Origin of the sequence: Rhizobacter sp. Root404, assembly GCF_001425865.1 — a bacterium.
GTDB lineage: Bacteria > Pseudomonadota > Gammaproteobacteria > Burkholderiales > Burkholderiaceae_C > LMDS01.
Genome location: NZ_LMDS01000005.1, coordinates 453453 through 476202, shown reverse-complemented (window position 1 = coordinate 476202; position 22750 = coordinate 453453). Strand labels below are relative to the sequence as shown.

The following is a 22750-nucleotide window of genomic DNA, read 5'->3' as shown; positions in this document are numbered from 1 at the left end:
CGGTGCAGCTTCGAAACCCGATTGTAGGAGCCTCTCATGTTCGTTCTGCCCCTGTCCCGCACCCACTCGCGCGCTGCCTTCGGCCGCGTCGTCGACGACTCGTTCGACCGCTTCTTCCGCAACGCCGTCGTCGCCGAGACTTCGCGCACGCCGGCACTCGACGTCAGCGAGACCGACGCCGCCTACATCGTCGCGTTCGACGTGCCCGGCGTCACCCGCGAGCAGCTGAAGGTCTCGGTCGAAGGTCGTCGCGTCAGCATCGAGACCGTCGATGTCCCGAAGGCCGATGCCGCCGCCGAGGGCGCTGCCGACGCTCCTCAGGCCGACGCGGCATCGCGCTCGCTCTACCGCGAACGCAGCGTCGCGCGCTATGCTCGTACCGTGAGCCTGCCGGCCGAGGTCGACCAGGCTGCCTCTCAGGCGAAAGTCGAGAACGGCGTGCTGACGCTGACGCTCGCGAAGAAGGTGAAGGCCGGCGCCACCCAGATCGCGATCAACTGAGGGCCGACCCTCAGGCCGCCATCAGCGGCCAGCGCGGCAACACGTTGAACGCGTAGTCGGTCGACTCGGCGGCGCTGCCGCGTTGCAACCGCATCGCCGCAGCGAGCGCGATCATCGCCCCGTTGTCGGTGCACAGCGCCAGTTCCGGGTAATGGACCCGGATCTGGCCCTTCGCGCATTCGGCATCCAGTTGCTCACGCAAGCGTGCATTGGCACCGACGCCACCGGCCACGACGATCCGCGCGCACCCCGTCGCGCGCAGCGCCTGCAGCGATTTGCGCACCAGCACGTCGACGATGGCCTGCTGCGTCGCCGCGGCGAGATTGGCCTTGTCCTGCTCGCAGACATTGCCGAGCTTCATGACCTGCGTGCGCACCGCTGTCTTCAATCCAGCGAACGAGAAATCCAGGTTGCCGCTGTGCAGCAGCGGCCGCGGCAACTCGAACCCACTCGCATCGCCGAATTCCGCCAGCCGCGCCAGCGCCGGTCCACCGGGGTAGCCGAGTCCCAGCAACTTGGCGGACTTGTCGAAGGCCTCACCGGCTGCATCGTCGATCGTCTCGCCGAGCAGCGCGTACCGGCCGACATCGTCGACCCGCATCAATTGCGTGTGGCCGCCGGAAACAAGCAGCGCGACGAACGGGAACTGCGGCGGGTCCACCGACAGGAACGGCGAGAGCAGGTGCCCTTCGAGGTGGTGCACGCCGATTGCCGGCCGTTGCAGCGCCGCCGCGAGTGCGCTGGCCACGCCGGCGCCCACCAGCAGTGCGCCGGCCAGACCCGGACCGCGCGTGAACGCGACATAGTCCACATCGCCCAGGGTCGCACCCGCTTCGCTCATCACCTGACGGGCCAGCGGCAGCACGCGCCGGATGTGGTCCCGCGAGGCCAGTTCGGGCACCACGCCGCCATAGGCCTGGTGCATGTCGATCTGGCTGTGCAGCGCATGGGCGCGCAGTCGCGGCGTGCCCTCGCCCGCCGCCTCGACCAGCGCCACGCCGGTCTCGTCGCAGGACGATTCGATTCCCAGGATGTTCATGAGCGGGAGTTTAGGTGGCACGGTCCGGTGCCGCCCGACCGTCACCTCGCGTGGGTGTTGCCGCCGCCGGGCACGCTGCGCAGGTCCTGCGCGACCTTGCCGTCGTTCAGCACGATCACGCGGCTCGCGGAGGCGATCGTCTCCGGGCGGTGCGCGACGATGATGCGCGTGAGCTGCAGGCGCCGAATGCCCTGGTTCACTTCGCGCTCGCGCTCGACGTCGAGCGCGCTGGTTGCCTCGTCGAGGAACAGGATCTTCGGCCGCTTGTAGAGCGCCCGGGCGAGCAGGATGCGCTGCCGCTGGCCACCCGAGATGCTGGCGCCCATGTCGCCGATCAAGGTGTGGAAGCCCATCGGCATCGCCTCGATCTCGTCGATCACCGCGGCGGTGCGGGCGCATTCGGCGATCCAGTGCGGATCGGCCTGCGGGTCGAAGAAGCTGATGTTGTCGCCGATCGAGCCGGCGAACAGCTGGTCGTCCTGCATCACGGTGCCGATCATGTCGCGCCAGGCGCGCAGCCCGACCCGCGCCAGCGGCACACCGCCGACGCGGATCTCGCCGGCCTGCGGCGTGTGCACGCCCAGCATCAGCTTCAGCAGCGTCGTCTTGCCGCAGCCCGACGGTCCGACGATCGCGACCGATTCGCCCGGCTCGATCTGCAGGCTCAGACCGCGCAGCACCGCCGGCTCGGATTCGGCGTACGCGAACTGGACGCCGCGCAACTCCAGGCGGACCGGCGCGTCGTCGAGCGGCGCGCCGAACTCGAGCTGCGGCTCGGGCGCGGTGAGCACGATGTCGGCCAGGCGCTCGCCCTGCAGCTTCAGCATGCGGACCTCGACCCACTTGTCGATCAGGCCGCTGATGCGAGTGGCGAACTGCTCCTTGTAGGCGATGAACGCGAACAGCATGCCGATCGAGAAGCTGCGGTCCATCACGAGCAGCGCACCGACCCAGACGATCGCGACCCGCTCGATGCCGAACACCAGCTTGTGGCCGACGCTGAATGCCAGGTCGAGCTTGCGCGTCGCGATGTTCGCATTCATCGAATCGACGACCAGGTTCATGAACCTCGCCTGGCGGTCTTCCTGGCGGTTGAACAGCTTGATGGACTGCACGCCGCGCAGCGATTCGAGGAAGTGGCTGGCGCGCTTTGCCTCGAAGATGATCGATTCCTCGGTCGCATCGCGCAGCGGGCGGAAGAACGCCCAGCGCAATGCGGCGTAGACGAGGACGGCGACGACGGCGATCGCGGTCAGCGTGGTGCTGTAGACCGCCATCATCGCCAGCGTCACGACCACCAGCAACCCGTCGAGCACGGCTTCGATGAAGCTGGTGGTGAGCGTCTGCTGGATCTTCTGGATCGCGCCGAAGCGCGACATCACGTCGCCGGTGTGGCGCTTCTCGAACCAGGAAACCGGCAGCCGCATCAGGTGCGCGAACACGTTCGCGAGCCACTGCAGGTTCAGCGTCGTCGACAGGTGCAGCACGGCCCACGAGCGGATCGCGCCAGTGGCCACCTGGAACAGCACCAGCAGCCCGAAACCCACCCCGAGCGTGACGAGCAGGTCGCGGTCGAGGCTGACGAGCACGCTGTCGACCACCCACTGCATGAAGAACGGCGTCAGCAGCAGGAACGCCTCGAGCGCCAGCGCGAGCGCGAAGATCTGCAGCAGCGAGCGCCGCAGCCCGGTGACGCGGCCGAGCAGCTGGCGCAGCGTCACGGTCTGGCGCTCGGTGTGCGGCTTGAATTCGGCCTGCGGCGTCAGCTCGAGCACCACGCCGGTGAAGTGCTTCGACACCTCGGCGAGCGACAGGCGCCGCACCCCGCGCGCCGGATCGTGGATCACCGCGACGCCGCGGTGCACCTCTTTCAACACCACGAAGTGATTCAGGTCCCAGTGCAGGATGCACGGCAGCACCAGACCGGGCAGGTGTGCCATCTCGGCCCGCAGCGCGCGCGAGTTGAACTGCAGGCTCCCGGCCAGGCGCACCAGGTCGGCCATCGTCGAGCCCTTCAGCGACATCGGGAAACGCTGGCGCAGGCTCGGCAGATCGCTGTCCAGCCCGTGGTGCGCGGCGACCATCGCGATGCAGGCCAGTCCGCATTCGGCGGCCTCGGTCTGCAGCACCATCGGCAGGCGGCTGGCACCGATGCCGATGCGCAGTCCTTCGAGCCAGCGGGGCGGCGACATCGTCAGACCCGCCCGGCGATGCCGAGCACCGGTTCGAACAACCACTCGATCAGGCGGCGCCGGTCGAGCAGCACGTCGGCCTCGAGCTGCATGCCCGGCGCGAGTGCCTGCGCCTGGCCATACGCCGACACGCTCTGCGCCGCGAGCGTCACGGTGATGCGGTAGAGCGGCTCGCCGCCGTGGCTGAGTGCGCCCGGCAACGCCAGCCCGGCCAGCTCGGCGGCCTGCAGCGGCGAGCGCGACACCTGCACCACCTCGCCGGCCTGCTGCCCGAACTTCTGGTACGGGAAGGCCTGGTAGCGCAGTTGCACCGGCTGGTTCGCGCGCACGAAGCCGACTGCGCTCGACGGGGCGTACAGGTAGGCCTGCAGCCTGGCGCCGGCCGGCAGCAAGCTGGCGAGCGCGACCCCGGGCGTGACCGTCTGCCCCGGTTCGGCCAGCACGGCGCTGACCATGCCGTCCTGCGGCGCGCGCACGACGATGCGACGGCGGGCTTCCGTTTCCGCGGCCTGTTGCGCCAGGGCCTCCAGGTCACGGTCGATCGCGCCGCGCGCGGCCTGCGCCTGCAGCGGGAGCTCGCGGCGCTGCGCCTGCAAGGCGGCGATCTCGCGCAGGCGCGTGCTGCGCTGGCGCTCGAGCGCCTGCAGCTGGGCCCTGACGTTCAGCACCTCCTCGGCCTTGGTGCGGACCTGCGCGGAGGAGACGAAGTTGTCGTTGCGCAGCGATTCGAACTGGATTTGCGCCTGCTGCGCGAGCGCCAGCCGCTGCATTTGCAGCTCGGTCTCCAGCTTCATCGAGGCCAGCTCCCGCTGCATGTCCTCGACCTGGCGATCGAGCGCGGCGGCCTGGTTCTGCTGCAGCAGATCGCGCTGGTGCGCGGTGCCGCGCAGGCTCGCGCTGCGCGCCGCGATGCTCGATTGCACGGCGCCCTGCGTGTCGCCACTGGGCGTGGCCTGGCTGACGTCGAGAACGAACAGCACGTCGCCGCGGCGCACCGATCGGCCCTCGGCGACGTGGCTCTCGATCACCATCGCCGCCTGTGGCGCCATCAGTCGGATCAGCCCGCGATCGGGCACGAGATAGCCCGTCACGCGCGCCTTGCGCGTGTACTCGCCCAGCACCAGATAAGCGCCCACAGCCAGCGCCGCGACGAGCGCGAGCGTGGTCAGCGCCGCGAGCGAGACCGGCCGGATCAGCTGGATGCTGCCGAGCCAGTCGCGTTCGCGGTGTTCGAGGACCTCGGTGCGGAACAGGCCGGCCACCGCCGCGTCTTACCAGCCGCCGCGCGGCGCCTGCACGGACGTGTCGGTCGTCGTCAGCGTCGAATCGGCGGTCGCCGACCAGCCGCCACGTGGCGCGAGACCGCCGCCGACGAGGCGCAGGTCGGCCGGCGCGAGCTCGACCGGTGCGGCCAGGCCGGGCTTGTCGGCACTGCGGCGGGCGGCCGTGTTGAGGGTCAGATCGGCGTGAGTTTTGGTTTGCATGACAGGACTCCGAGAGGTTGGCTGATGCGCTCAACGCGCACGGAGACCATTGCAGCAGAGCGCCGTGAAACGGGTAACTGTCAAGTCTTACAGGGTGGGGCTTGACGCCACAGGCGCCCGCCGGCATGGGGACCCGGCCGCCCGGGCGCTACCGCGTCAGCGCAGCAGGCCCAGCCGCAACGCCTTCAGCACCGCCTGGTGCTTGTTGACGCACCCCAGCTTGTGGGTCGCGTTGTTGACGTGCAGCGACGCCGTCCGCTCGGTGATTCCGAGCACGTGGCCGACTTCCCACGCGGTCTTGCCTTCCATCGTCCAGCGGAGCGATTCGAGTTCGCGCGGCGTCAGCGAAGGCAGCGCCGGATCGGCTGATGCCGGGATCAGGATGCGGGCGGCGGCATCCTGCGCATGCACCGCGAAGAGTTGCAGGTCGGCCACCATGCGGGTCAGTTCGGCCGGATCTTCCGGCACCGGTCGGTCCCGGTCGACGCCGAGCAGGAAATGGCGCCCTTCCGGCATGTGCAGTGCCAGGCTGATGCCGTTGCAATAGCCGAAGCGGGCCATCTCCTCCCACAGCTCGCCGGCGCCCTTGCCCACGTAGGTGGCCTGGTCCCAGATGATCGGCACGCTCTGGCGCTTGCAGTGCTGCATGACCGGATCGCGGCGCCAGCTGTCCGGGTCCTCGAACGATTCGCGGTAGGCGCCGGGCGTGTTGTCGACCGTGATGAACTCGGCCTCGCCCAGCATGTGGTCCAGCACCAGCGTGGCGGAAACAGTTTCGAAGCCGAGCCGCCGGGTGAACGACACGAGCTCATCCTTGAACTCGTCGCGATCTCGACTTTTCAGAACTTCGGAGAAGCCGCCCTGGAGCATGACGACACTCAGGCCCGCACGCGCGTCAAGTCACACACCGGCAAAACACCGGTGCGCAACCTGTAAACGTTGACAGATGGCAGGCAACGAATCTGTTGCCACACTCTGGACATCATTCAATCACTCTCGAAGAGGTTCGATCATCGACCCGACCACGCTGTCCGCGGCCATGACTCCCGCTTGGATTGTCTACTCTTGGACACCCGTATTGTGGCAGGCCGCCTCGGCACCCCAGCTTCATCTGGTGCACCTGGGCACCCGCGTGTTGACATTTGGCGACGACGACTGCCCCTGCAGTGGCCAGACGCTGTGGGGCGACCAGAACGAGCGCCATGCCGCCGGCGTGGCATGGGACTGGATCGAGGTGCGGCATGGCGTCGTCGCGATGTCCGACCCCCTGGGGATGATCACCAACCTGCGGCTGCTCGACGCGCAGGGCGACGTCATGACCCAGACCCAGGTGGCCGTCCACCTGCATCCCCTGGTGCATGGGTTGCCATGGCAGACCGAAGTTCAGCGCGCCCTGGGAAAGCCGTCCTGAGCGCGATTCGCGTCACCGATCGAAATGAAAGTGACGCGAATTGCCATCAGTATTTACCCGACATTCCCGCAACTTCCCGCCCGCGAATGGCCAGAACCGACTACCCTGCGGGCTCAGTTCGAGCAGCGGCGCGCAGACGTCGTTTTCGATACGAACCGTCGTTGGAGCCATGAAGGAATACCGCCTTGTCGCCTGGCCGCAGTTGCGGCCGCCATTCGATCGCATCGCCTATCGGCGCATGTTGAGCGACATGTCGCATCGCCACATGACGCTCGCCCAGCTCGCCGAGTGCAGCGGCATCCGCCGCCACGAGGTGCGTGCGTTCCTCGAGATGCTGGAAGGCCGCGACCTGATCGCCACGCGTGAGGCGCTCGTGCCCGATTCGCTGTTCGGCTCGCTGCGCCCGCTGGGCGGCTGGTTGCGCCGGGCGTTGGCGGCAACTCAGCCGCCCCCGGAGCGCTGACCACGCAACCCCTCAGTCGACCAGCAATCGGTATCCGACGCCGGTTTCGGTGATCAGGTGGCGCGGCCGGGCCGGATCGGCCTCGAGCTTCTGGCGCAAATTGGCCATGTAGACCCGCAGGTAGTGCGTGCGATCCCCATGCGCCGGGCCCCAGGTCTCGCGCAACAGCGTCCGGTGCGTCAGCACCCGCCCCGCATTCGCGATCAGCACCGCGAGCAGCCGGTACTCGATCGGCGTCAGGTGGACGACATTGTCGCCGCGCCGCACGCGACGAGTCGTGAACTCGACCGTCACATCGCCGAACACGAATGTCGATTCACTCGCATCGGCCACCTGCCGCTGACGGCGCAACGCCACCCGGACCCGCGCCATCATCTCGCCGACGCCGAAGGGCTTGGTCAGGTAGTCGTCGGCCCCGGCATCGAGCGCCGCGATCTTGTCGGCCTCGTCGGTGCGCGCGGACAGCACGATCACCGGCACCTGCGACCAGGCGCGCAGGTCCCGCAGGAAATCGACGCCGTCGCCGTCGGGCAGGCCGAGGTCCAGAACGATCAGATCGGGCCGCCGCGTGCCGGCCTCGCTCAGGCCGCGCCCGAGCGCATCCGCCTCGAAGACCTGCCAGTCCTGCGCCTCGAGCGCGGCCCGCACGAAACGGCGGATCTGCGGCTCGTCCTCGACGATCACGGCCACGGGCCGGGTCGGGTTCATGCGGGCTCGCCCTCCTCGCCCGGCGGCGCTTCGGGCGCCGCACCGAGCGGCAGCGTGAAGCGGAAGTGCGCGCCGGGGCGGGCCGTGCCCGGCGCGGAATCCGGCGGCTGCTCGACGTCGATGCGCCCGCCGTGCGCCTCGACGATCGCGCGACAGATCGCCAGGCCGAGCCCGACACCCGGCGTGTGCGACTCCCGCACGCCGCGGGTGAACTTGTCGAACAACCGGTCCGCTGCGCCGGCCGGGAGCCCGGGACCGTCGTCGCTCACCGTGACGACGAAATCGGGCGCGGCCACGTGCGCCGCGATGGTCACCGTGCTGCCGGCCGGCGTGTACTTCGCGGCGTTCTCCAGCAGGTTGGCAATGACGCGCTCGATCAGCACCGCGTCGATCTCGACCAGCGGCAGGCCGGGCGCGAGCTCCACCCGCACGAGGTGGCCCGCCAGCGCGCTCTCGACCGACTGCACCGCGGTGCCGACGACCTCCTCGATCGGCAGCCACTCGCGCTTGAGCTGCACCGTGCCACTCTGGAGGCGCGCCATGTCGAGCAGCTTGTCGACCATCGCATTCATGCGCCGCGCCTCGATGCTCAGCGCCTGCGCGATCTCGCGCGGCTGCGGCGGCAGCGGCGGAGTGCTGGCGGCCAGCGTGTCGGCCAGGCCGTACAGCGCGGCCAGCGGCGTGCGCAGGTCGTGCGAGAGCGCGGACAGCAGCGAGTTGCGCAGCCGCTCGGTCTCGATCTGCAGCGTCGCCTGCTGCGCGACCTCGACGTAGTGAACCCGCTCCAGTGCGATCGCCGTCAGCACCGCGAGGGTCTCGAGCTGGCGCCGCTGCTCGGGAACCAGCAGCACGCGCGCTTGCGCGGGACGCAGCGCCAGCACGCCCCGCGCCCGCATCGGTGCCTGCAACGGCAGATAACGCCAGGCGCTGCCGGGCAAGGTGTCCGTGCCCAGCCCGGCCGGCTCGCCATGGTCGAGCGCCCACTGCGCGGTGCCGAGGTCGAGCGCCGCGTCGGTCGTCGCGGACGCCGGCATCTGCAGGCGGTCCGCGGCGTCGAGCAGGAACACGTGCGCCGGGCCGCGGAACTCGCGGGCCACCGCGCGCTCGGCGATCTCCACGCACTGCTCGGTCACCAGCACGCTGGACAGATCGCGCGCCACCTCGAACAGGGCTCGTGAGCGCGACTCGCGCAGCGTGGCCACGCGGGCCTGCGCACGCAGCCCGGCCGTGAGCTGGCCGGTGACCAGGCCGACGACGAGCATCACGCCGAACGTGAGCAGGTACTGGACATCGCTGACCGCGAACGACAGGCGCGGCGACACGAAGAAGTAGTCGAATGCCGCCACGTTCAGGAACGCCGCCAGCACCGCCGGCCCGCGGCCGAACCTGACCGCGACGCCGACGACCGCGAGCAGGAACAGCATCACGATGTTGGCGAGATCGAAGACCGGCGCGAGCGGCGTCGCGATCAAGGTGGTCGCGCCGCAGGCCGCAGCCGCCCAGAGGTAGCCCGCGACGGATCGTGGCGTGACCGATTCGTCGCCGCGTGCCTCGCTCGGCGCGCGCCGAGCGGCGGCTCCGCGGCCGGCACCGACCTCGACCAGATCGAATTCCGGCGCCAGCGCCGCCAGCCGACGCCCCAGCGCCTCGCGCTGCCACCAGCGGCGCGGCGCGTTGTGGCCCATCACCAGCTTGGACAGGTTGTGATGGCGCGCATGCGCGGCCAATGCCTCCGGCACGTTCTGCGCCGACAGCACGGCCGTGGTCGCACCGAGCTCCTCGGCCAGCTGGACGGTGCGCAGGATGCGTTCGCGGTCGGCCGCAGGCAGGCCTTGCAGCGCCGGGGTCTCCACGTACACCGCATGCCAGCTGACCGCGAGCTGTTGCGCCAATCGGGCCGCGCTGCGCACGACATGATCGTCCCCGTCGCGCGGGCCGATGCAGCACAGCAATGCCGCCTCGGTCTTCCAGACCGGCGCGATCGACGCCTCGACCCGGTAGGCCTGCACGTCGCCCTCGACGCGATCGGCCGTGCGACGCAGCGCCAGCTCGCGCAACGCCATCAGGTTGCCCTTGCGGAAGAAGTTCTGCGCCGCGCGTTCGGCCTGCGGCGGAAGGTAGATCTTGCCGGCGCGCAGCCGGCCGATCAGCTCCTCGGCCGGCGTGTCGACCAGCACCACTTCGTCGGCCCGGTCGAACACCTTGTCGGGCAGCGTCTCGTGGACACGGATGCCGGTGATGCCGCCAACCACGTCGTTCAGGCTCTCAAGGTGCTGCACGTTCAGGGTGGTGTACACATCGATGCCGGCGGCGAGCAGCTCGTCGACATCCTGCCAGCGCTTCGGGTGGCGCGAGCCGGCGACGTTGCTGTGGGCCAGTTCGTCGATCAGGATCAGTGCCGGTCGGCGCCGCAACGCGGCGTCGAGATCGAACTCGGGCAGCTCGCGCCCACGCCAGGCACGCAGCATCGGCGGCAGCACGTCGGTCCCTGCGAGCTGCGCCGCCGTCTCGGCGCGGCCGTGCGTCTCCACCACCCCGGCCACCACGTCGACCCCGCCGGCCCTGAGCTGGCGGCCGGCCGCCAGCATCGCGAAGGTCTTGCCCACGCCCGCAGAGGCGCCGAAGTAGATGCGCAGCCGGCCGCGCTCCGCACGCACTTCCCGCGCCTGAAGCTGCTGCAGGAGGTGGTCGGGATCGGGCCGCATCCCGTCCATTGTCGGCCTGCGCTCAGCGTTTTGCTGCGGCGAGCGCCAGGTTCAGCGCCAGCACATTGACGCGCGGCTCGCCCAGGAAGCCGAGCCGGGACGACTCGGCATGCGCCGCGATCAGCGCCTCGACCTGTGCCGGCGGCCATCCGCGCGCGCGCGCCACACGCGCCGCCTGGTAGCGCGCCGCGGCGACGCTGATGTCCGGGTCCAGCCCGCTGGCCGAGGCGGTGACCAGGTCGACGGGCACCGCCTGCGCGTTCTGCGGATCGGCGGCCCGCAGCACGGCGATGCGCGCCTTGACGGCGTCCAGCAGCGCCGGGTTCGTCGGTCCCAGGTTCGAGCCGCCGCTGTTCGCCGCGTTGTAGGGCGTCGGCGACGTGGCGGAGGGGCGAGGCCAGAAGTTGCGGGGATCGGCAAACGGCTGCCCCAGCAGCGCCGAGCCGACGACCCGCCCGTCGCGCGCGACGAGACTGCCGGCCGCCTGCGCCGGAAACACGCCCTGCGCCAGCGCGGTGACGACCAACGGATAGGCCACCCCGGTCACGACACTGAGCACGAAGAAGAGCACGAGGACCGGGCGAACGATGGCGGACATGGTGGATCTCCGATCTCAGAACAGGTGGGTCGCGGCGAGCGCGAGGTCGATCAGCTTGATGCCGATGAACGGCACGACCAGGCCGCCCAGGCCGTACACCAGCACGTTGCGACGCAGCAGCGCCGACGCTCCGATCGCGCGGTAGCGCACGCCCTTCAACGCCAGCGGGATCAGGAAGACGATGACGACCGCATTGAAGATCACGGCCGCGAGGATGGCCGACGACGGGCTGTGCAGGCGCATCACGTCCAGCGCCTCGAGCTGCGGGTAGGTCGTTGCGAACGCGGCCGGGATGATCGCGAAATACTTCGCCACGTCGTTTGCGATCGAGAAGGTGGTCAACGCGCCGCGGGTCATCAGCAGCTGCTTGCCGGTCTCGACGATCTCCAGCAGCTTGGTCGGGTTGGAGTCGAGGTCGACCATGTTGCCGGCCTCCTTCGCGGCCTGCGTGCCGGTGTTCATCGCCACCGCGACATCGGCCTGCGCGAGTGCCGGGGCGTCGTTGGTGCCGTCGCCGGTCATCGCGACCAGGCGGCCCTCGCCCTGGTACTTGCGGATCAGCGCGAGCTTGGCCTCGGGCGTCGCCTCGGCAAGAAAGTCGTCGACCCCGGCTTCGGCCGCGATCGCGGCGGCCGTGAGCCGGTTGTCGCCGGTGATCATGATGGTGCGGATGCCCATGCGCCGGAGTTCGGCGAAGCGCTCCTTGATGCCGCCCTTGACGATGTCCTTGAGCTCGACCACGCCGAGCGCGCGGGCGCCGTCGGACACCACCAGCGGGGTGCTGCCGCGCCGGGCGATGTCGTCCGCGGCGACCTGCACCGGCGCCGGCCAGCGGCCGCCCAGCGCCTCGACGTGGCGGCGGATCGCGTCGCCGGCGCCCTTGCGGATCTGGCGCGGCCCATCGGTCGTGGCGAGGTCGACGCCGCTCATCCGCGTCTGCGCCGTGAAGGGCACGAAGCTCGCCCCCAGGCTCGCCATCTCGCGCTCGCGCAGGCCGAACAGCTGCTTCGCGAGGACGACGATGCTGCGGCCCTCGGGCGTCTCGTCGGCCAGCGACGCGAGCTGGGCGGCGTCGGCGAGCGCCGCATCGGTCACGCCCGGCGCGGCGACGAACGCCGACGCCTGGCGGTTGCCGAGCGTGATCGTGCCGGTCTTGTCCATCAGCAGCACGTCGACGTCGCCGGCGGCCTCCACCGCGCGGCCCGAGGTCGCGATCACGTTGGCTTGCATCATGCGGCTCATGCCGGCAACGCCGATGGCCGAGAGCAGCGCACCGATGGTGGTCGGGATCAGGCACACCAGCAGCGCGATCAGCGCCGTGACCGTCACGGCCGACCCTTGCCTCGCCGTCTCCACGCTGAAGATCGACATCGGCAGCAGCGTCACGACGACGACCAGGAACACGAGGGTCAGGGCGACCAACAGGATGTCGAGCGCGATCTCGTTCGGTGTCTTCTGGCGGCGCGCGCCCTCCACCATCGCGATCATCCGGTCCACGAACGATTCGCCCGGGTTGACGGCGGTGCGCACCACCAGCCAGTCCGACAGCACGCGCGTGCCGCCGGTGACGGACGAGAAGTCGCCGCCCGACTCGCGGATCACCGGGGCCGATTCGCCGGTGATCGCGCTCTCGTCGACCGAGGCGACCCCCTCGATCACCTCGCCATCGAGCGGGATCACGTCGCCCGCCTCGACCAGCACGACGACCCCGGCGCGCAACTCGTCCGCCTGCAACGGAATCCATGCGGACCCATGACGCGGCTCGAGCAGCTTCTTGGCGATCACGCTGCGCTTCATGCCGCGCAGCGATGCCGCCTGCGCCTTGCTGCGACCCTCGGCCAGTGCCTCCGCGAAGTTCGCGAACAGCACCGTGATCCACAACCACGCGGCGATCGCGAGCACGAAGCCGGCCGGGGCTGCGCCTTCGGAGGCGGCGCCCGGCCAGACCAGCGCCTGGGCGCCGATCAGCGTGGTGACGATGCTGCCGAGGTAGACGACGAACATGACCGGGTTGCGCCATTGGACGCGCGGACTCAGCTTGCTCAGCGCATCGCCGAGCGCCGGCCTCACCAGCGCCGGGTCGAACAGCGCGAACGAACGGGACGGGTTCATCGCATGCATGCCTGATTGATGGCGGCTCATCGCGGCGCTCCCTGCATGACGTGCTCGACGACCGGGCCGAGCGCGAGCGCCGGCACGTAATTCAACAAGCCGACCAGCAGAACCGCACCGATCAGCAGCGCGACGAACAGCGGGCCATGCGTCGGCAGCGTGCCGGCCGTGACGGGCAGCCGCTGCTTTGCCGCCAGGCTGCCCGCGATGGCGAGCACGGGCACGATCACTGCGAAGCGACCGACCGCCATCGCGACGGCCAGCAAGAGGTTGTAGAACGGCGTGTTCGCGGACAGCCCGGCGAACGCGCTGCCGTTGTTGTTGGCGGCCGAGCTGAACGCGTAGAGGATTTCGGAGAAGCCGTGCGGCCCGGGGTTCGCGATGCCGGCCCGGCCTGCCTCGACGCTGACCGCCAGCGCCGTGCAGCCGAGCACGAGGATCGGCGTGACCAGGATCGCGACCGAGGTCATCTTCATCTCGAAGGACTCGATCTTCTTGCCCAGGTACTCGGGCGTGCGGCCGATCATCAGCCCGGCGATGAAGACCGCGAGAATCGCGAACACTAGCATCCCGTACAGGCCCGAGCCGACGCCGCCGAACACGACCTCGCCGAGCTGGATCAGTGCGAGCGGCACCGCGCCGCCCAGCGCGGTGAAGGAGTCGTGCATCGCATTCACGGCACCGCAGGATGCCGCCGTGGTGACGACGGCGAACAGCGTGCTCGCATTGATGCCGAAGCGCGCCTCCTTGCCCTCCATGTTGCCGCCCGGCTGAAACACGGAGGCCGACTGATCGATGCCGAGCCCCGTGAACTGCAGGTTGCCTGCCTGCTCGGCGGGTGTGGCGATCAGCACCGCGGCGACGAACAGGACTGTCATCGCCGCGAGCACCGCCCAGCCCTGCCGCATGTCGCCGACCAGCCGGCCGAACGCGAAGACCAGCGCCGCCGGGATCAGGAAGATCGCCAGCATCTGCAATGCATTGGCGAGCGCCGTCGGGTTCTCGAAAGGATGCGCCGAGTTGGCGTTGAAGAACCCGCCGCCGTTGGTGCCGAGCATCTTGATCGCTTCCTGCGAGGCGACCGGGCCCATCGCGATCTGTTGCATGCCGCCTTCCAGCGTCCTGACGTCGCGGTAGGCGTCGAAGTTCTGGATCACGCCCTGGCCGGCCAGCACCAGCGCGAACACCAGCGAAAGCGGCAGCAGCAGGTAGAGCGTGACGCGTGTCAGGTCGGCCCACACGTTGCCGACGGCGCCGGTCGAGCGCGCAGCAAAGCCGCGGATCAATGCGAACGCGACCGCGATGCCGCTCGCCGCGGACAGGAAATTCTGCACGGTCAGCGCGAGCATCTGGGTCAGGTAGCTCATCGTCGTTTCGCCGGCGTAGCCCTGCCAGTTCGTGTTGGTGACGAAGCTGATCGCGGTGTTGAACGCCGAATCGACGCCGATGCCGGGCAGCGCCTGCGGGTTCAGCGGCAAGGCACCCTGCAGCAGTTGCAGCGCGAAGACGACGACCACGCCGAGCGCATTGAACGCGAGCAGGCCGATGGCATACGGCTTCCACCCCGACGGCGCCGCGACGTCCACGCCCGCGAGCCGATAAAGGACGTGCTCGGCGCGCACCAGCGGCGCGAGCCACGTCGGCATTCGCCCGTCCGCGAGCAGAGCAATCCAGCGGCCGAGCGGCCACGCAATCGCCGCGAGCACAGCGAGAAAGACCACCAGCTGGGTCCACGCCGAGGCGTTCATTCGACACCGACCTTTCGAGACACTTTCATGCCTCGAATGGTGGCGAGGGCCGCGTCAAATCGGTGTAGAGACTGCGCCGAGGCGCGTCAAGAAAGCATCAAGACCGGCCGCGCTCGCGCGTCGGTCAGTGCCCTTCCTTGGCGTGGTTGATCGTGTACTTCGGAATCTCGATCGTCACGTCCTGGTTCGACAGGATCGCCTGGCACGACAGACGTGAATTCGGCTCCAGGCCCCACGCGCGGTCGAGCAGGTCTTCCTCGGCCTCGTCCATCTCGCCGAGCGACGCCAGGCCCTGGCGCACGACGACGTGGCAGGTGGTGCAGGCGCAGCTCAGCTCGCAGGCGTGCTCGATGTTGATGTGATGGTCGAGCAGCGCCTCGCAGATCGACGTGCCGCTCGGCGCCTCGATCTGCGCGCCGTCGGGACAGTACTCGGCGTGCGGCAGGATCTTGATGATGGGCATGGGGACGATTCTCTTCAGAGCTGGTCGACGCGCTTGCCGGCGAGCGCGACGCGGATGCTGCGGTTCATGCGCTCCGCCGCGAAGGCTTCGGTGCCCTTGGCGAGCGCCTCGACGGCCGCGTCGATCGCGTGGTGGTCGGTGCCTTCGCGGCTGGCCTGCAACGCGACAAGCAGCGCCTCGACCTCGTCGCGTTCGGCGGCCGACTGCAGATCGCCATCGACCGCGAGCGCCGCACGGGTCGCGAGCAGCATGCGCTCGGCTTCGACCCGGGACTCGCGCAGGCTGCGCTCGACCATGTCGGCCTCGGCCGTGCTGAAGCTCTCGGTCAGCATGCGCGCGATCTCCTCGTCGGCCAGGCCGTAGCTCGGCTTCACGGTGATCGCGGCCTCGACGCCGGAGGTCTCTTCGCGTGCGGTGACGTTCAGCAGACCATCGGCATCGACCGCAAAACTGACGCGCACCCGGGCGGCGCCGGCGACCATCGGCGGGATGCCGCGCAGCTCGAATCTCGCCAGCGAGCGGCAGTCGCTGACGACCTCGCGCTCACCCTGCACGACGTGGATCGCGATCGCGGTCTGGCCGTCCTTGAAGGTGGTGAAATCCTGCGCGCGGGCGGTCGGGATCGTGCTGTTGCGCGGGATGATGCGTTCGACGAGGCCGCCCATGGTCTCGAGGCCGAGCGACAGCGCGATCACGTCGAGCAGCAGCAGTTCGTCGGCGCCGGCGTTGCCCGCCAGCGCGTTGGCCTGGATGGCGGCGCCGAGCGCGACGACTTCGTCCGGGTTCAGGTTGGTCAGCGGCGTCTGGCCGAAGAACTCGCCGACCGCCGCCTGCACCATCGGCATGCGGGTGGAGCCGCCGACCATCACGACGCCCTTGACCTCGGACCTGTCGGTCTTCGCGTCGCGCAGCACCTTGCGCACCGCGGCGAGCGTCTTCGCGAGCAGCGGCTGCGCGATGGACTCGAACTGCGCGCGGGTGACCCGCGCCGCGAGCTCGCCGCTGGCCAGCGGGCACGCCAGCGTCGCATGGTCGGCGGCCGAGAGCTTCTCCTTCGCAGCACGCGCGGCGACGAGCACGGCGCGCTTGTCCTGCGGCGTCTGCGCGTCGAGCTTCGCCTCGGTCAGCGCCCACGCGGCGAGCGCGGCGTCGAAGTCGTCGCCGCCGAGGGCCGAGTCGCCGCCGGTCGCGACCACCTCGAACACGCCGGCAGTCAGCCGCAGAAGCGAGATGTCGAAGGTGCCGCCGCCGAGGTCGTAGACCGCGTACAGGCCTTCCGAGCCATTCTCGAGGCCATAGGCGATCGCGGCGGCGGTGGGCTCGCTGATCAGCCGCAGCACGTTCAGGCCGGCGAGCTGCGCGGCGTCCTTCGTCGCCTGGCGCTGCGCGTCGTCGAAGTAGGCGGGTACGGTGACGACCGCGCCGAACACCTCGTCGTCGAAGGTGTCCTCGGCACGGTATCGCAGCGTCGCGAGGATCTCGGCCGAGACCTCGACCGGCGACTTGATGCCGGCGACGGTGCGCATCTGCACCATGCCCGGCGCGTCGACGAACTCGTATGGCAGCTTGTCGCGGCCCTCGATGTCGTTGATCCCGCGGCCCATGAATCGCTTCACCGAGACCAGCGTGTTGCGCGGGTCGACAGCCGCTTCGGCCAGCGCGGCCGCGCCGATCTGGCGCTTGCCGTCGGCGAGGTAGCGCACCGCGGACGGCAGGATCACGCGGCCGTGTTCATCGGGCAGGCATTCGGCGACGCCGTGACGCACCGCCGCGACCAGCGAGTGCGTGGTGCCGAGGTCGATGCCGATCGCGATGCGGCGCTGGTGCGGATCGGGTGCGCCACCGGGTTCGGAGATTTGCAGGAGAGCCATCGCGTTATTGTCCCAGCGCTTCCAGGCGCTTATCGATGTCGTGCGCAAAGCGCTCGCTGAACATGAGGGCTCTGACCTGCTGTGCGGCGGCGGCGTAGTCGTGCCGTTCGTCGAGCGTGGCCTGCAGCGTCGCCAGGGCCGACTTGCCATGCGACGACACCTCGTCGGCCAGCGCCTCGACCTGCGCCAACGTCGCCGCGTCGTCGAGCGCCTCGCGCCATTCCATCTGCTGCATCAGGAACGCGGCTGGCATCGCGGTGTTGTTCTCGGCCTCGATCGGCGCGCCGTTCAGTTCGCACAGGTACGCGGCGCGCTTGACGGGGTCCTTCAGGCGCTGATAGGCCTCGTTGACGCGCACCGCCCACTGCATCGCCACGCGCTGCGCGGCGGCGCCCTCGGCCGCGAACCTGTCGGGATGGACCTCGCCCTGCAGCGCACGCCAGCGCGCATCCAGCGCGGCGCGATCCAGCGCGAAGCGCGGTGCGATGTCGAACAGTTCGAAGTCGGTGCTGGCGAGGTTCATGGGCATCAACAAAAAGGCGCGACCACGGCCGCGCCTTTGCAAGCGAATCGACGGCTCACACGCGGAACGATTCGCCGCAGCCGCAGCGGTCCTTCTCGCGCGGGTTGTGGAACTTGAAGCCCTCGTTCAGCCCCTCGCGGACGAAATCAAGCTCGGTGCCGTCGATGTAGGGCAGGCTCTTCGGATCGACCAGCACCTTGACGCCGTGGCCTTCGAACACCGTGTCTTCGGGCGCGAAGTCGTCGGCGTACTCGAGCTTGTAGGCCAGGCCCGAGCAGCCAGTCGTCTTGACGCCCAGCCGCACGCCCACGCCCTTGCCACGCTTCGTGATGTAGCGCGAGACATGGCGAGCCGCGGCTTCGGTGAGGGTGACTGCCATGACGATCAGTGCGCTTTCTTGGCCTTGTAGTCGTTCACCGCCGCCTTGATCGCGTCTTCCGCCAGGATCGAGCAGTGGATCTTGACCGGCGGCAGCGCCAGTTCCTCGGCGATGTGGGTGTTCTTGATCGTCAGTGCCTCGTCGAGCGACTTGCCCTTGACCCACTCGGTGACGAGCGAGCTCGACGCGATCGCCGAGCCGCAGCCGTAGGTCTTGAACTTGGCGTCTTCGATCAGGCCCGTCACCGGGTTCACCTTGATCTGCAGCTTCATCACGTCGCCGCAGGCCGGCGCGCCGACCATGCCGGTGCCGACCGAGTCGTCGCCCTTGTCGAACGAGCCGACGTTGCGGGGATTCTCGTAATGCTCGACCACTTTTTCGCTGTATGCCATGTCGTACTCCTAGTGCTCAGCCCACTGGATGGTGCTGATGTCGATGCCTTCCTTGAACATGTCCCACAGCGGGGACAGTTCGCGCAGCTTGGCCACGCGGTCCTTCAAGGTCGTGATCACGTAATCGATTTCCTCGACCGTCGTGAACCGGCCGATCGTCATGCGCAGGCTGCTGTGCGCGAGTTCGTCGCTGCGGCCGAGCGCGCGCAGCACGTAGCTCGGCTCCAGGCTCGCCGACGTGCAGGCCGAGCCCGACGACACCGCGATCCCCTTGATGCCCATGATCAGCGACTCGCCTTCGACGAAGTTGAAGCTCATGTTGACGTTGTGCGGCACCCGCTGCGTCGGGTGGCCGTTCAGGAACACCTGCTCGATGTCCGACAGGCCGTCGATCAGCCGCTGCGACAGCATTCGGATTCGCTCGCGCTCCGCGCCCATCTCGAGCTTGGCGAGCCGATAAGCCTCGCCCATGCCGACGATCTGGTGCGTCGCCAGCGTGCCCGAGCGCATGCCGCGCTCGTGGCCGCCGCCGTGCATCTGCGCCTCGATCCGCACGCGCGGCTTGCGCCGCACGAACAGCGCGCCGATGCCCTTCGGGCCATACGTCTTGTGCGAGGCCAGGCTCATCAGGTCGACCGGCAGGTTGGCCAGGTCGATGTCGACCTTGCCGGTGGCCTGCGCCGCGTCGACGTGGAAGATGATCCCGCGCTCGCGGCACATCTTGCCGATCGTCGGGATGTCCTGGATCACGCCGATCTCGTTGTTGACGAACAGCACCGAGATCAGGATCGTGTCGGGACGGATCGCCGCCTCCAGCTTCGCCAGGTCGACCAGGCCGTCTTCCTGCACATCGAGGTAGGTGACCTCGAAGCCCTGGCGCTCCAACTCGCGCATCGTGTCGAGCACGGCCTTGTGCTCGGTCTTCAGCGTGATGAGGTGCTTGCCGCGGGTCTTGTAGAACTGCGCCGCGCCTTTCAGCGCGAGGTTGATCGATTCGGTCGCGCCCGAAGTCCAGACGATCTCGCGCGGATCGGCTCCGACCAGCGCCGCCACCTGCTCTCGCGCCTTCTCGACCGCGGCTTCCGCCTCCCAGCCCCACGCATGGCTGCGCGACGCCGGGTTGCCGAAGTGCTCGCGCAGCCACGGGATCATCGCGTCGACGACGCGCTGGTCCACAGGCGTCGTGGCGCCGTAGTCCATGTAGATCGGGAAGTGCGGGGTCATGTCCATGCGAGTTCGTCCCGGCGGCGCGGTCCGAGACCGCGCTGCCCTGCCTTCGAAATTACTTGTTGAACGCCGCGCCGAGGGCGAAGACGCTGTTCGGCGCAGTGATCTTGATCGGCTTGACGACCGGTTGCGTCGAGATCGCGCGCTTCACCGGGTGCTCCTCGATCGACACGCCCTTCGCGAGCTGCTCGTCGACCAGCTTGCGCAGCGAGACCGAGTCGAGGAACTCGATCATCTTGGAATTGAGGCTCGCCCACAGGTCGTGCGTCATGCAGCGGCCCGAGTCTTCGCCCATGCAGTTTTCCTTGCCCGCACAACCGGTGGCGTCGATCGGCTCGTCGACCGCGACGATGATGTCGGCGACCGTGATCTCCTCGGCCTTGCGGCCGAGCGAGTAACCGCCACCCGGGCCGCGCGTGCTCTCCACGAGCTCATGGCGGCGCAGCTTGCCGAACAGCTGCTCCAGGTAAGACAGCGAAATCTGTTGCCGGCCACTGATCGCGGCCAATGCGACGGGGCCGGTGTGCTCGCGCAACGCGAGGTCGATCATGGCGGTCACCGCAAAACGGCCCTTGGTGGTCAGACGCATTGAATTCTCCTTAGCCTGTGTCGGCGGTTGGGCTGCAAAATGGCCTCTCCGACTCGCTCGACGCCCGGTCTCGGCGGGGCAACCGCTGATTCCGAGTAGTTTCGTCAAGTATAGCCGAAGCTGACAAATTCGGTCTGGATTGGCCGCGGAAGTTCCCTTGACGCAGGTGCGGATTTGGCGCACCCGGGAGCACCCCGGTCAGCGCCCGCCGGCCAGGGGCACCACGTTGTCGGTGCCGGGGGCGCCGAACGCCTGTTCGCGCAGGTGCGCCAGCTGGTCCCGCACACGCGCGGCCTTCTCGAACTCGAGGTTGCGGGCGTGGTCGAGCATCTGCTTCTCGAGCAGCTTGATGCGCTTGCTCAAGTCCTTCTCGCTCAAGGCCTCGATCGCGGCCGCTTCGGTGACCGACTTCAGGTCGTCCTTCGCGCCCTTTTCGCTGTAGACGCCGTCGATCAGATCGCGCACCTTCTTGACGACGCTGCGCGGCGTGATGCCCTCGGCCGTGTTGTGGGCGATCTGCTTGGCGCGACGGCGCTCGGTCTCGTCGAGTGCCTTGCGCATCGACTCGGTCACCTTGTCGGCGTACAGGATCGCGCGGCCGTTCAGGTTGCGCGCTGCGCGGCCGATGGTCTGGATCAGGCTGCGTTCCGAGCGCAGGAAGCCTTCCTTGTCGGCGTCGAGGATCGCGACCAGAGACACCTCGGGAATATCGAGGCCCTCGCGCAGCAGGTTGATGCCGACCAGCACGTCGAAGGTGCCGAGCCGCAGGTCACGCAGGATCTCGACACGCTCGACCGTGTCGACGTCGCTGTGCAGGTAACGCACCTTCACGCCGTTGTCGGCGAGGTAGTCGGTCAGCTGCTCGGCCATGCGCTTGGTCAGCGTCGTGATCAGCACCCGCTCGTTGATCTCCACCCGGTCCCGGATCTCCTGCAGCACGTCGTCGACCTGGTTGGTTGCGGGGCGCACCTCGACCTGCGGGTCGATCAGGCCGGTCGGCCGCACTAGCTGCTCGACGGTCTGGCCCGACGTCTCCTTCTCGTAGGCCGCGGGTGTCGCCGAGACGTACATCACCTGGCGCATCTTCTTCTCGAACTCCTCGAACTTCAGCGGCCGGTTGTCGAGCGCGCTCGGCAGCCGGAAGCCGTACTCGACCAGCGTGGTCTTGCGCGCGCGGTCGCCGTTGTACATGCCGCCGAACTGGCCGATCAGCACGTGGCTCTCGTCGAGGAACATCAGCGCGTCGGCCGGCAGGTAATCGACCAGCGTCGGCGGCGGGTCGCCCGGCTTCGCGCCCGACAGGTGCCGCGTGTAGTTCTCGATGCCCTTGCAGTGGCCCACCTCCTGCAGCATCTCCAGGTCGAAGCGGGTGCGCTGCTCCAGCCGCTGCGCCTCGACCAGCTTGCCGTTCTTCACCAGCTCGTCGAGCCGCTCGCGCAACTCGGCCTTGATCGTGTCGATCGCGCTCACCACCCGCTCGCGTGGCGTCACGTAATGGCTGCTCGGGTAGACCGTGAAGCGCGGGATCTTCTGGCGGATGCGGCCGGTCAGCGGGTCGAACAGCTGCAGCGACTCGATCTCGTCGTCGAACAGCTCGATTCGAATGGCGAGCTCGGAATGCTCCGCCGGGAACACGTCGATCGTGTCGCCACGCACGCGGAAGGTGCCGCGCGAGAAGTCGACCTCGTTGCGGGTGTACTGCATGCGGATCAGGTGCGCGATCACGTCGCGCTGACCGAGCTTGTCGTGCACGCGCAGCGTCATCACCATCTGGTGATAGGCGCTCGGGTCGCCGATGCCGTAGATCGCCGAGACGCTGGCGACGATCACCACGTCGCGCCGCTCCATCAGGCTCTTGGTGGCGGACAGGCGCATCTGCTCGATGTGCTCGTTGATCGACGAGTCCTTCTCGATGAACAGGTCGCGCTGGGGCACGTAGGCCTCGGGCTGGTAGTAGTCGTAGTAGCTGACGAAATACTCGACCGCATTCTTCGGGAAGAACTCGCGGAACTCCGCGTACAGCTGCGCGGCGAGCGTCTTGTTGGGTGCGAACACGATCGCCGGCCGGCCCATCTGCGCAATCACGTTGGCCATCGTGAAGGTCTTGCCCGAGCCGGTCACGCCGAGCAGCGTCTGGAAGCTCAGGCCGTCGTTCAGCCCCTCGACCAGGCCCGCGATTGCGGTCGGCTGGTCGCCCGCCGGCGGGTACGGCTGGAACAGCTGGAACGGCGAATCGGGGTAGGTGACGAACCGGCCTTCGGGCTCGGCAGCGGCGGCGGCGGGATCGACGACTTCGGACAACTCGGCCATGGCAGATAAAATCTCGTGGTTTTCCCTGTCGGGCA

The 22750-nt window shown here is 68.8% G+C and carries 21 protein-coding genes; 3 read left to right on the top strand and 18 right to left on the bottom strand.

Annotated elements, in window-relative coordinates; translation table 11 throughout:
• The first annotated feature begins 36 nt into the window (after window positions 1–36).
• Window positions 37–501 (top strand): Hsp20/alpha crystallin family protein, encoded by a 465-nt coding sequence (locus tag ASC76_RS16375; RefSeq protein ID WP_056468593.1) that lies wholly within the window; start codon window positions 37–39, stop codon window positions 499–501.
• Window positions 502–511: 10 nt separating this feature from the next.
• Here the strand turns inward: ASC76_RS16375 and tsaD are convergent, their stop codons facing one another.
• The 5 genes from tsaD to ASC76_RS16350 form a co-directional block, all read right to left on the bottom strand.
• Window positions 512–1540, bottom strand: coding sequence for a tRNA (adenosine(37)-N6)-threonylcarbamoyltransferase complex transferase subunit TsaD (gene tsaD / locus ASC76_RS16370; RefSeq protein WP_056468590.1), 1029 nt, complete (start codon window positions 1538–1540; stop codon window positions 512–514).
• A 41-nt stretch (window positions 1541–1581) separates the two neighbouring features.
• A complete protein-coding gene (locus ASC76_RS16365) occupies window positions 1582–3732 on the bottom strand; it encodes a peptidase domain-containing ABC transporter (protein WP_056468587.1) in 2151 nt (716 codons plus the stop codon).
• Between the two features lie 2 nt (window positions 3733–3734).
• Complete coding sequence (locus tag ASC76_RS16360) at window positions 3735–4994, bottom strand: HlyD family efflux transporter periplasmic adaptor subunit (RefSeq protein WP_056468584.1); 1260 nt, start codon at window positions 4992–4994, stop codon at window positions 3735–3737.
• 9 nt (window positions 4995–5003) lie between these two features.
• Entirely contained in the window at window positions 5004–5216 is a 213-nt protein-coding gene (locus tag ASC76_RS16355) for a hypothetical protein (protein ID WP_056468581.1), read from the bottom strand.
• Window positions 5217–5372: 156 nt separating this feature from the next.
• Window positions 5373–6086 (bottom strand): autoinducer binding domain-containing protein, encoded by a 714-nt coding sequence (locus ASC76_RS16350; RefSeq protein ID WP_056468577.1) that lies wholly within the window; start codon window positions 6084–6086, stop codon window positions 5373–5375.
• A gap of 76 nt (window positions 6087–6162) precedes the next feature.
• Between ASC76_RS16350 and ASC76_RS16345 the strand changes: the two genes are divergently transcribed.
• Both ASC76_RS16345 and ASC76_RS16340 read left to right on the top strand, forming a co-directional pair.
• Complete coding sequence (locus tag ASC76_RS16345; RefSeq protein WP_157615759.1) at window positions 6163–6627, top strand: hypothetical protein; 465 nt, start codon at window positions 6163–6165, stop codon at window positions 6625–6627.
• A 265-nt stretch (window positions 6628–6892) separates the two neighbouring features.
• Entirely contained in the window at window positions 6893–7090 is a 198-nt protein-coding gene (locus ASC76_RS16340; RefSeq protein WP_235580490.1) for a hypothetical protein, read from the top strand.
• 12 nt (window positions 7091–7102) lie between these two features.
• On the opposite strand, the gene kdpE is transcribed toward ASC76_RS16340, so the two are convergent.
• The 13 genes from kdpE to uvrB form a co-directional block, all read right to left on the bottom strand.
• Window positions 7103–7798, bottom strand: a complete 696-nt coding sequence (gene kdpE, locus ASC76_RS16335) for a two-component system response regulator KdpE (RefSeq protein WP_056468568.1) — start codon at window positions 7796–7798, stop codon at window positions 7103–7105.
• A complete protein-coding gene (locus ASC76_RS16330) occupies window positions 7795–10512 on the bottom strand; it encodes a DUF4118 domain-containing protein (RefSeq protein WP_056468565.1) in 2718 nt (905 codons plus the stop codon). The genes kdpE and ASC76_RS16330 overlap by 4 nt, the downstream gene beginning before the upstream one ends.
• 13 nt (window positions 10513–10525) lie before the next feature.
• Window positions 10526–11101 (bottom strand): potassium-transporting ATPase subunit KdpC, encoded by a 576-nt coding sequence (kdpC, locus tag ASC76_RS16325; protein WP_056468562.1) that lies wholly within the window; start codon window positions 11099–11101, stop codon window positions 10526–10528.
• Window positions 11102–11116: 15 nt separating this feature from the next.
• The gene (gene kdpB / locus ASC76_RS16320) at window positions 11117–13243 is read right to left on the bottom strand and encodes a potassium-transporting ATPase subunit KdpB (protein ID WP_371262141.1); all 2127 of its coding nucleotides are present in this window, start codon (window positions 13241–13243) and stop codon (window positions 11117–11119) included.
• The gene (gene kdpA / locus ASC76_RS16315; RefSeq protein ID WP_056468559.1) at window positions 13240–14961 is read right to left on the bottom strand and encodes a potassium-transporting ATPase subunit KdpA; all 1722 of its coding nucleotides are present in this window, start codon (window positions 14959–14961) and stop codon (window positions 13240–13242) included. The genes kdpB and kdpA overlap by 4 nt, the downstream gene beginning before the upstream one ends.
• Before the next feature lie 124 nt (window positions 14962–15085).
• Window positions 15086–15424, bottom strand: coding sequence for an ISC system 2Fe-2S type ferredoxin (gene fdx, locus ASC76_RS16310; RefSeq protein WP_056468556.1), 339 nt, complete (start codon window positions 15422–15424; stop codon window positions 15086–15088).
• A 14-nt stretch (window positions 15425–15438) separates the two neighbouring features.
• Window positions 15439–17295, bottom strand: a complete 1857-nt coding sequence (gene hscA, locus ASC76_RS16305; RefSeq protein ID WP_056468553.1) for a Fe-S protein assembly chaperone HscA — start codon at window positions 17293–17295, stop codon at window positions 15439–15441.
• Between the two features lie 4 nt (window positions 17296–17299).
• Window positions 17300–17818 (bottom strand): Fe-S protein assembly co-chaperone HscB, encoded by a 519-nt coding sequence (gene hscB / locus ASC76_RS16300; protein ID WP_056468550.1) that lies wholly within the window; start codon window positions 17816–17818, stop codon window positions 17300–17302.
• 55 nt (window positions 17819–17873) lie between these two features.
• Window positions 17874–18197 carry an iron-sulfur cluster assembly protein IscA gene (iscA, locus tag ASC76_RS16295; protein ID WP_056468547.1) on the bottom strand — a complete coding sequence of 108 codons (324 nt, stop codon included), beginning with the start codon at window positions 18195–18197 and terminating at the stop codon, window positions 17874–17876.
• A 5-nt stretch (window positions 18198–18202) separates the two neighbouring features.
• Window positions 18203–18589: a Fe-S cluster assembly scaffold IscU gene (iscU, locus tag ASC76_RS16290; RefSeq protein ID WP_056468544.1), complete on the bottom strand. Its 387-nt coding sequence runs from the start codon at window positions 18587–18589 to the stop codon at window positions 18203–18205.
• A 9-nt stretch (window positions 18590–18598) separates the two neighbouring features.
• Window positions 18599–19813 (bottom strand): IscS subfamily cysteine desulfurase, encoded by a 1215-nt coding sequence (locus ASC76_RS16285; protein WP_371262158.1) that lies wholly within the window; start codon window positions 19811–19813, stop codon window positions 18599–18601.
• 58 nt (window positions 19814–19871) lie between these two features.
• Window positions 19872–20405 (bottom strand): Fe-S cluster assembly transcriptional regulator IscR, encoded by a 534-nt coding sequence (iscR, locus tag ASC76_RS16280; RefSeq protein WP_056468539.1) that lies wholly within the window; start codon window positions 20403–20405, stop codon window positions 19872–19874.
• Between the two features lie 198 nt (window positions 20406–20603).
• Complete coding sequence (gene uvrB / locus ASC76_RS16275) at window positions 20604–22715, bottom strand: excinuclease ABC subunit UvrB (RefSeq protein WP_157615757.1); 2112 nt, start codon at window positions 22713–22715, stop codon at window positions 20604–20606.
• Between the last annotated feature and the right edge of the window lie 35 nt (window positions 22716–22750).

Bases quoted from the DNA above. Each gene is read 5' to 3' on its own strand.
- ASC76_RS16375 (WP_056468593.1), top strand. From the start codon at position 37: ATGTTCGTTCTGCCCCTGTCCCGCACCCACTCGCGCGCTGCCTTCGGC.
- tsaD (WP_056468590.1), bottom strand. From the start codon at position 1,540: ATGAACATCCTGGGAATCGAATCGTCCTGCGACGAGACCGGCGTGGCG.
- ASC76_RS16365 (WP_056468587.1), bottom strand. From the start codon at position 3,732: ATGTCGCCGCCCCGCTGGCTCGAAGGACTGCGCATCGGCATCGGTGCC.
- ASC76_RS16355 (WP_056468581.1), bottom strand. From the start codon at position 5,216: ATGCAAACCAAAACTCACGCCGATCTGACCCTCAACACGGCCGCCCGC.
- ASC76_RS16350 (WP_056468577.1), bottom strand. From the start codon at position 6,086: ATGCTCCAGGGCGGCTTCTCCGAAGTTCTGAAAAGTCGAGATCGCGAC.
- ASC76_RS16345 (WP_157615759.1), top strand. From the start codon at position 6,163: ATGGCAGGCAACGAATCTGTTGCCACACTCTGGACATCATTCAATCAC.
- ASC76_RS16340 (WP_235580490.1), top strand. From the start codon at position 6,893: ATGACGCTCGCCCAGCTCGCCGAGTGCAGCGGCATCCGCCGCCACGAG.
- kdpE (WP_056468568.1), bottom strand. From the start codon at position 7,798: ATGAACCCGACCCGGCCCGTGGCCGTGATCGTCGAGGACGAGCCGCAG.
- ASC76_RS16330 (WP_056468565.1), bottom strand. From the start codon at position 10,512: ATGGACGGGATGCGGCCCGATCCCGACCACCTCCTGCAGCAGCTTCAG.
- kdpC (WP_056468562.1), bottom strand. From the start codon at position 11,101: ATGTCCGCCATCGTTCGCCCGGTCCTCGTGCTCTTCTTCGTGCTCAGT.
- kdpB (WP_371262141.1), bottom strand. From the start codon at position 13,243: ATGAGCCGCCATCAATCAGGCATGCATGCGATGAACCCGTCCCGTTCG.
- kdpA (WP_056468559.1), bottom strand. From the start codon at position 14,961: ATGAACGCCTCGGCGTGGACCCAGCTGGTGGTCTTTCTCGCTGTGCTC.
- fdx (WP_056468556.1), bottom strand. From the start codon at position 15,424: ATGCCCATCATCAAGATCCTGCCGCACGCCGAGTACTGTCCCGACGGC.
- hscA (WP_056468553.1), bottom strand. From the start codon at position 17,295: ATGGCTCTCCTGCAAATCTCCGAACCCGGTGGCGCACCCGATCCGCAC.
- hscB (WP_056468550.1), bottom strand. From the start codon at position 17,818: ATGAACCTCGCCAGCACCGACTTCGAACTGTTCGACATCGCACCGCGC.
- iscA (WP_056468547.1), bottom strand. From the start codon at position 18,197: ATGGCAGTCACCCTCACCGAAGCCGCGGCTCGCCATGTCTCGCGCTAC.
- iscU (WP_056468544.1), bottom strand. From the start codon at position 18,589: ATGGCATACAGCGAAAAAGTGGTCGAGCATTACGAGAATCCCCGCAAC.
- ASC76_RS16285 (WP_371262158.1), bottom strand. From the start codon at position 19,813: ATGACCCCGCACTTCCCGATCTACATGGACTACGGCGCCACGACGCCT.
- iscR (WP_056468539.1), bottom strand. From the start codon at position 20,405: ATGCGTCTGACCACCAAGGGCCGTTTTGCGGTGACCGCCATGATCGAC.
- uvrB (WP_157615757.1), bottom strand. From the start codon at position 22,715: ATGGCCGAGTTGTCCGAAGTCGTCGATCCCGCCGCCGCCGCTGCCGAG.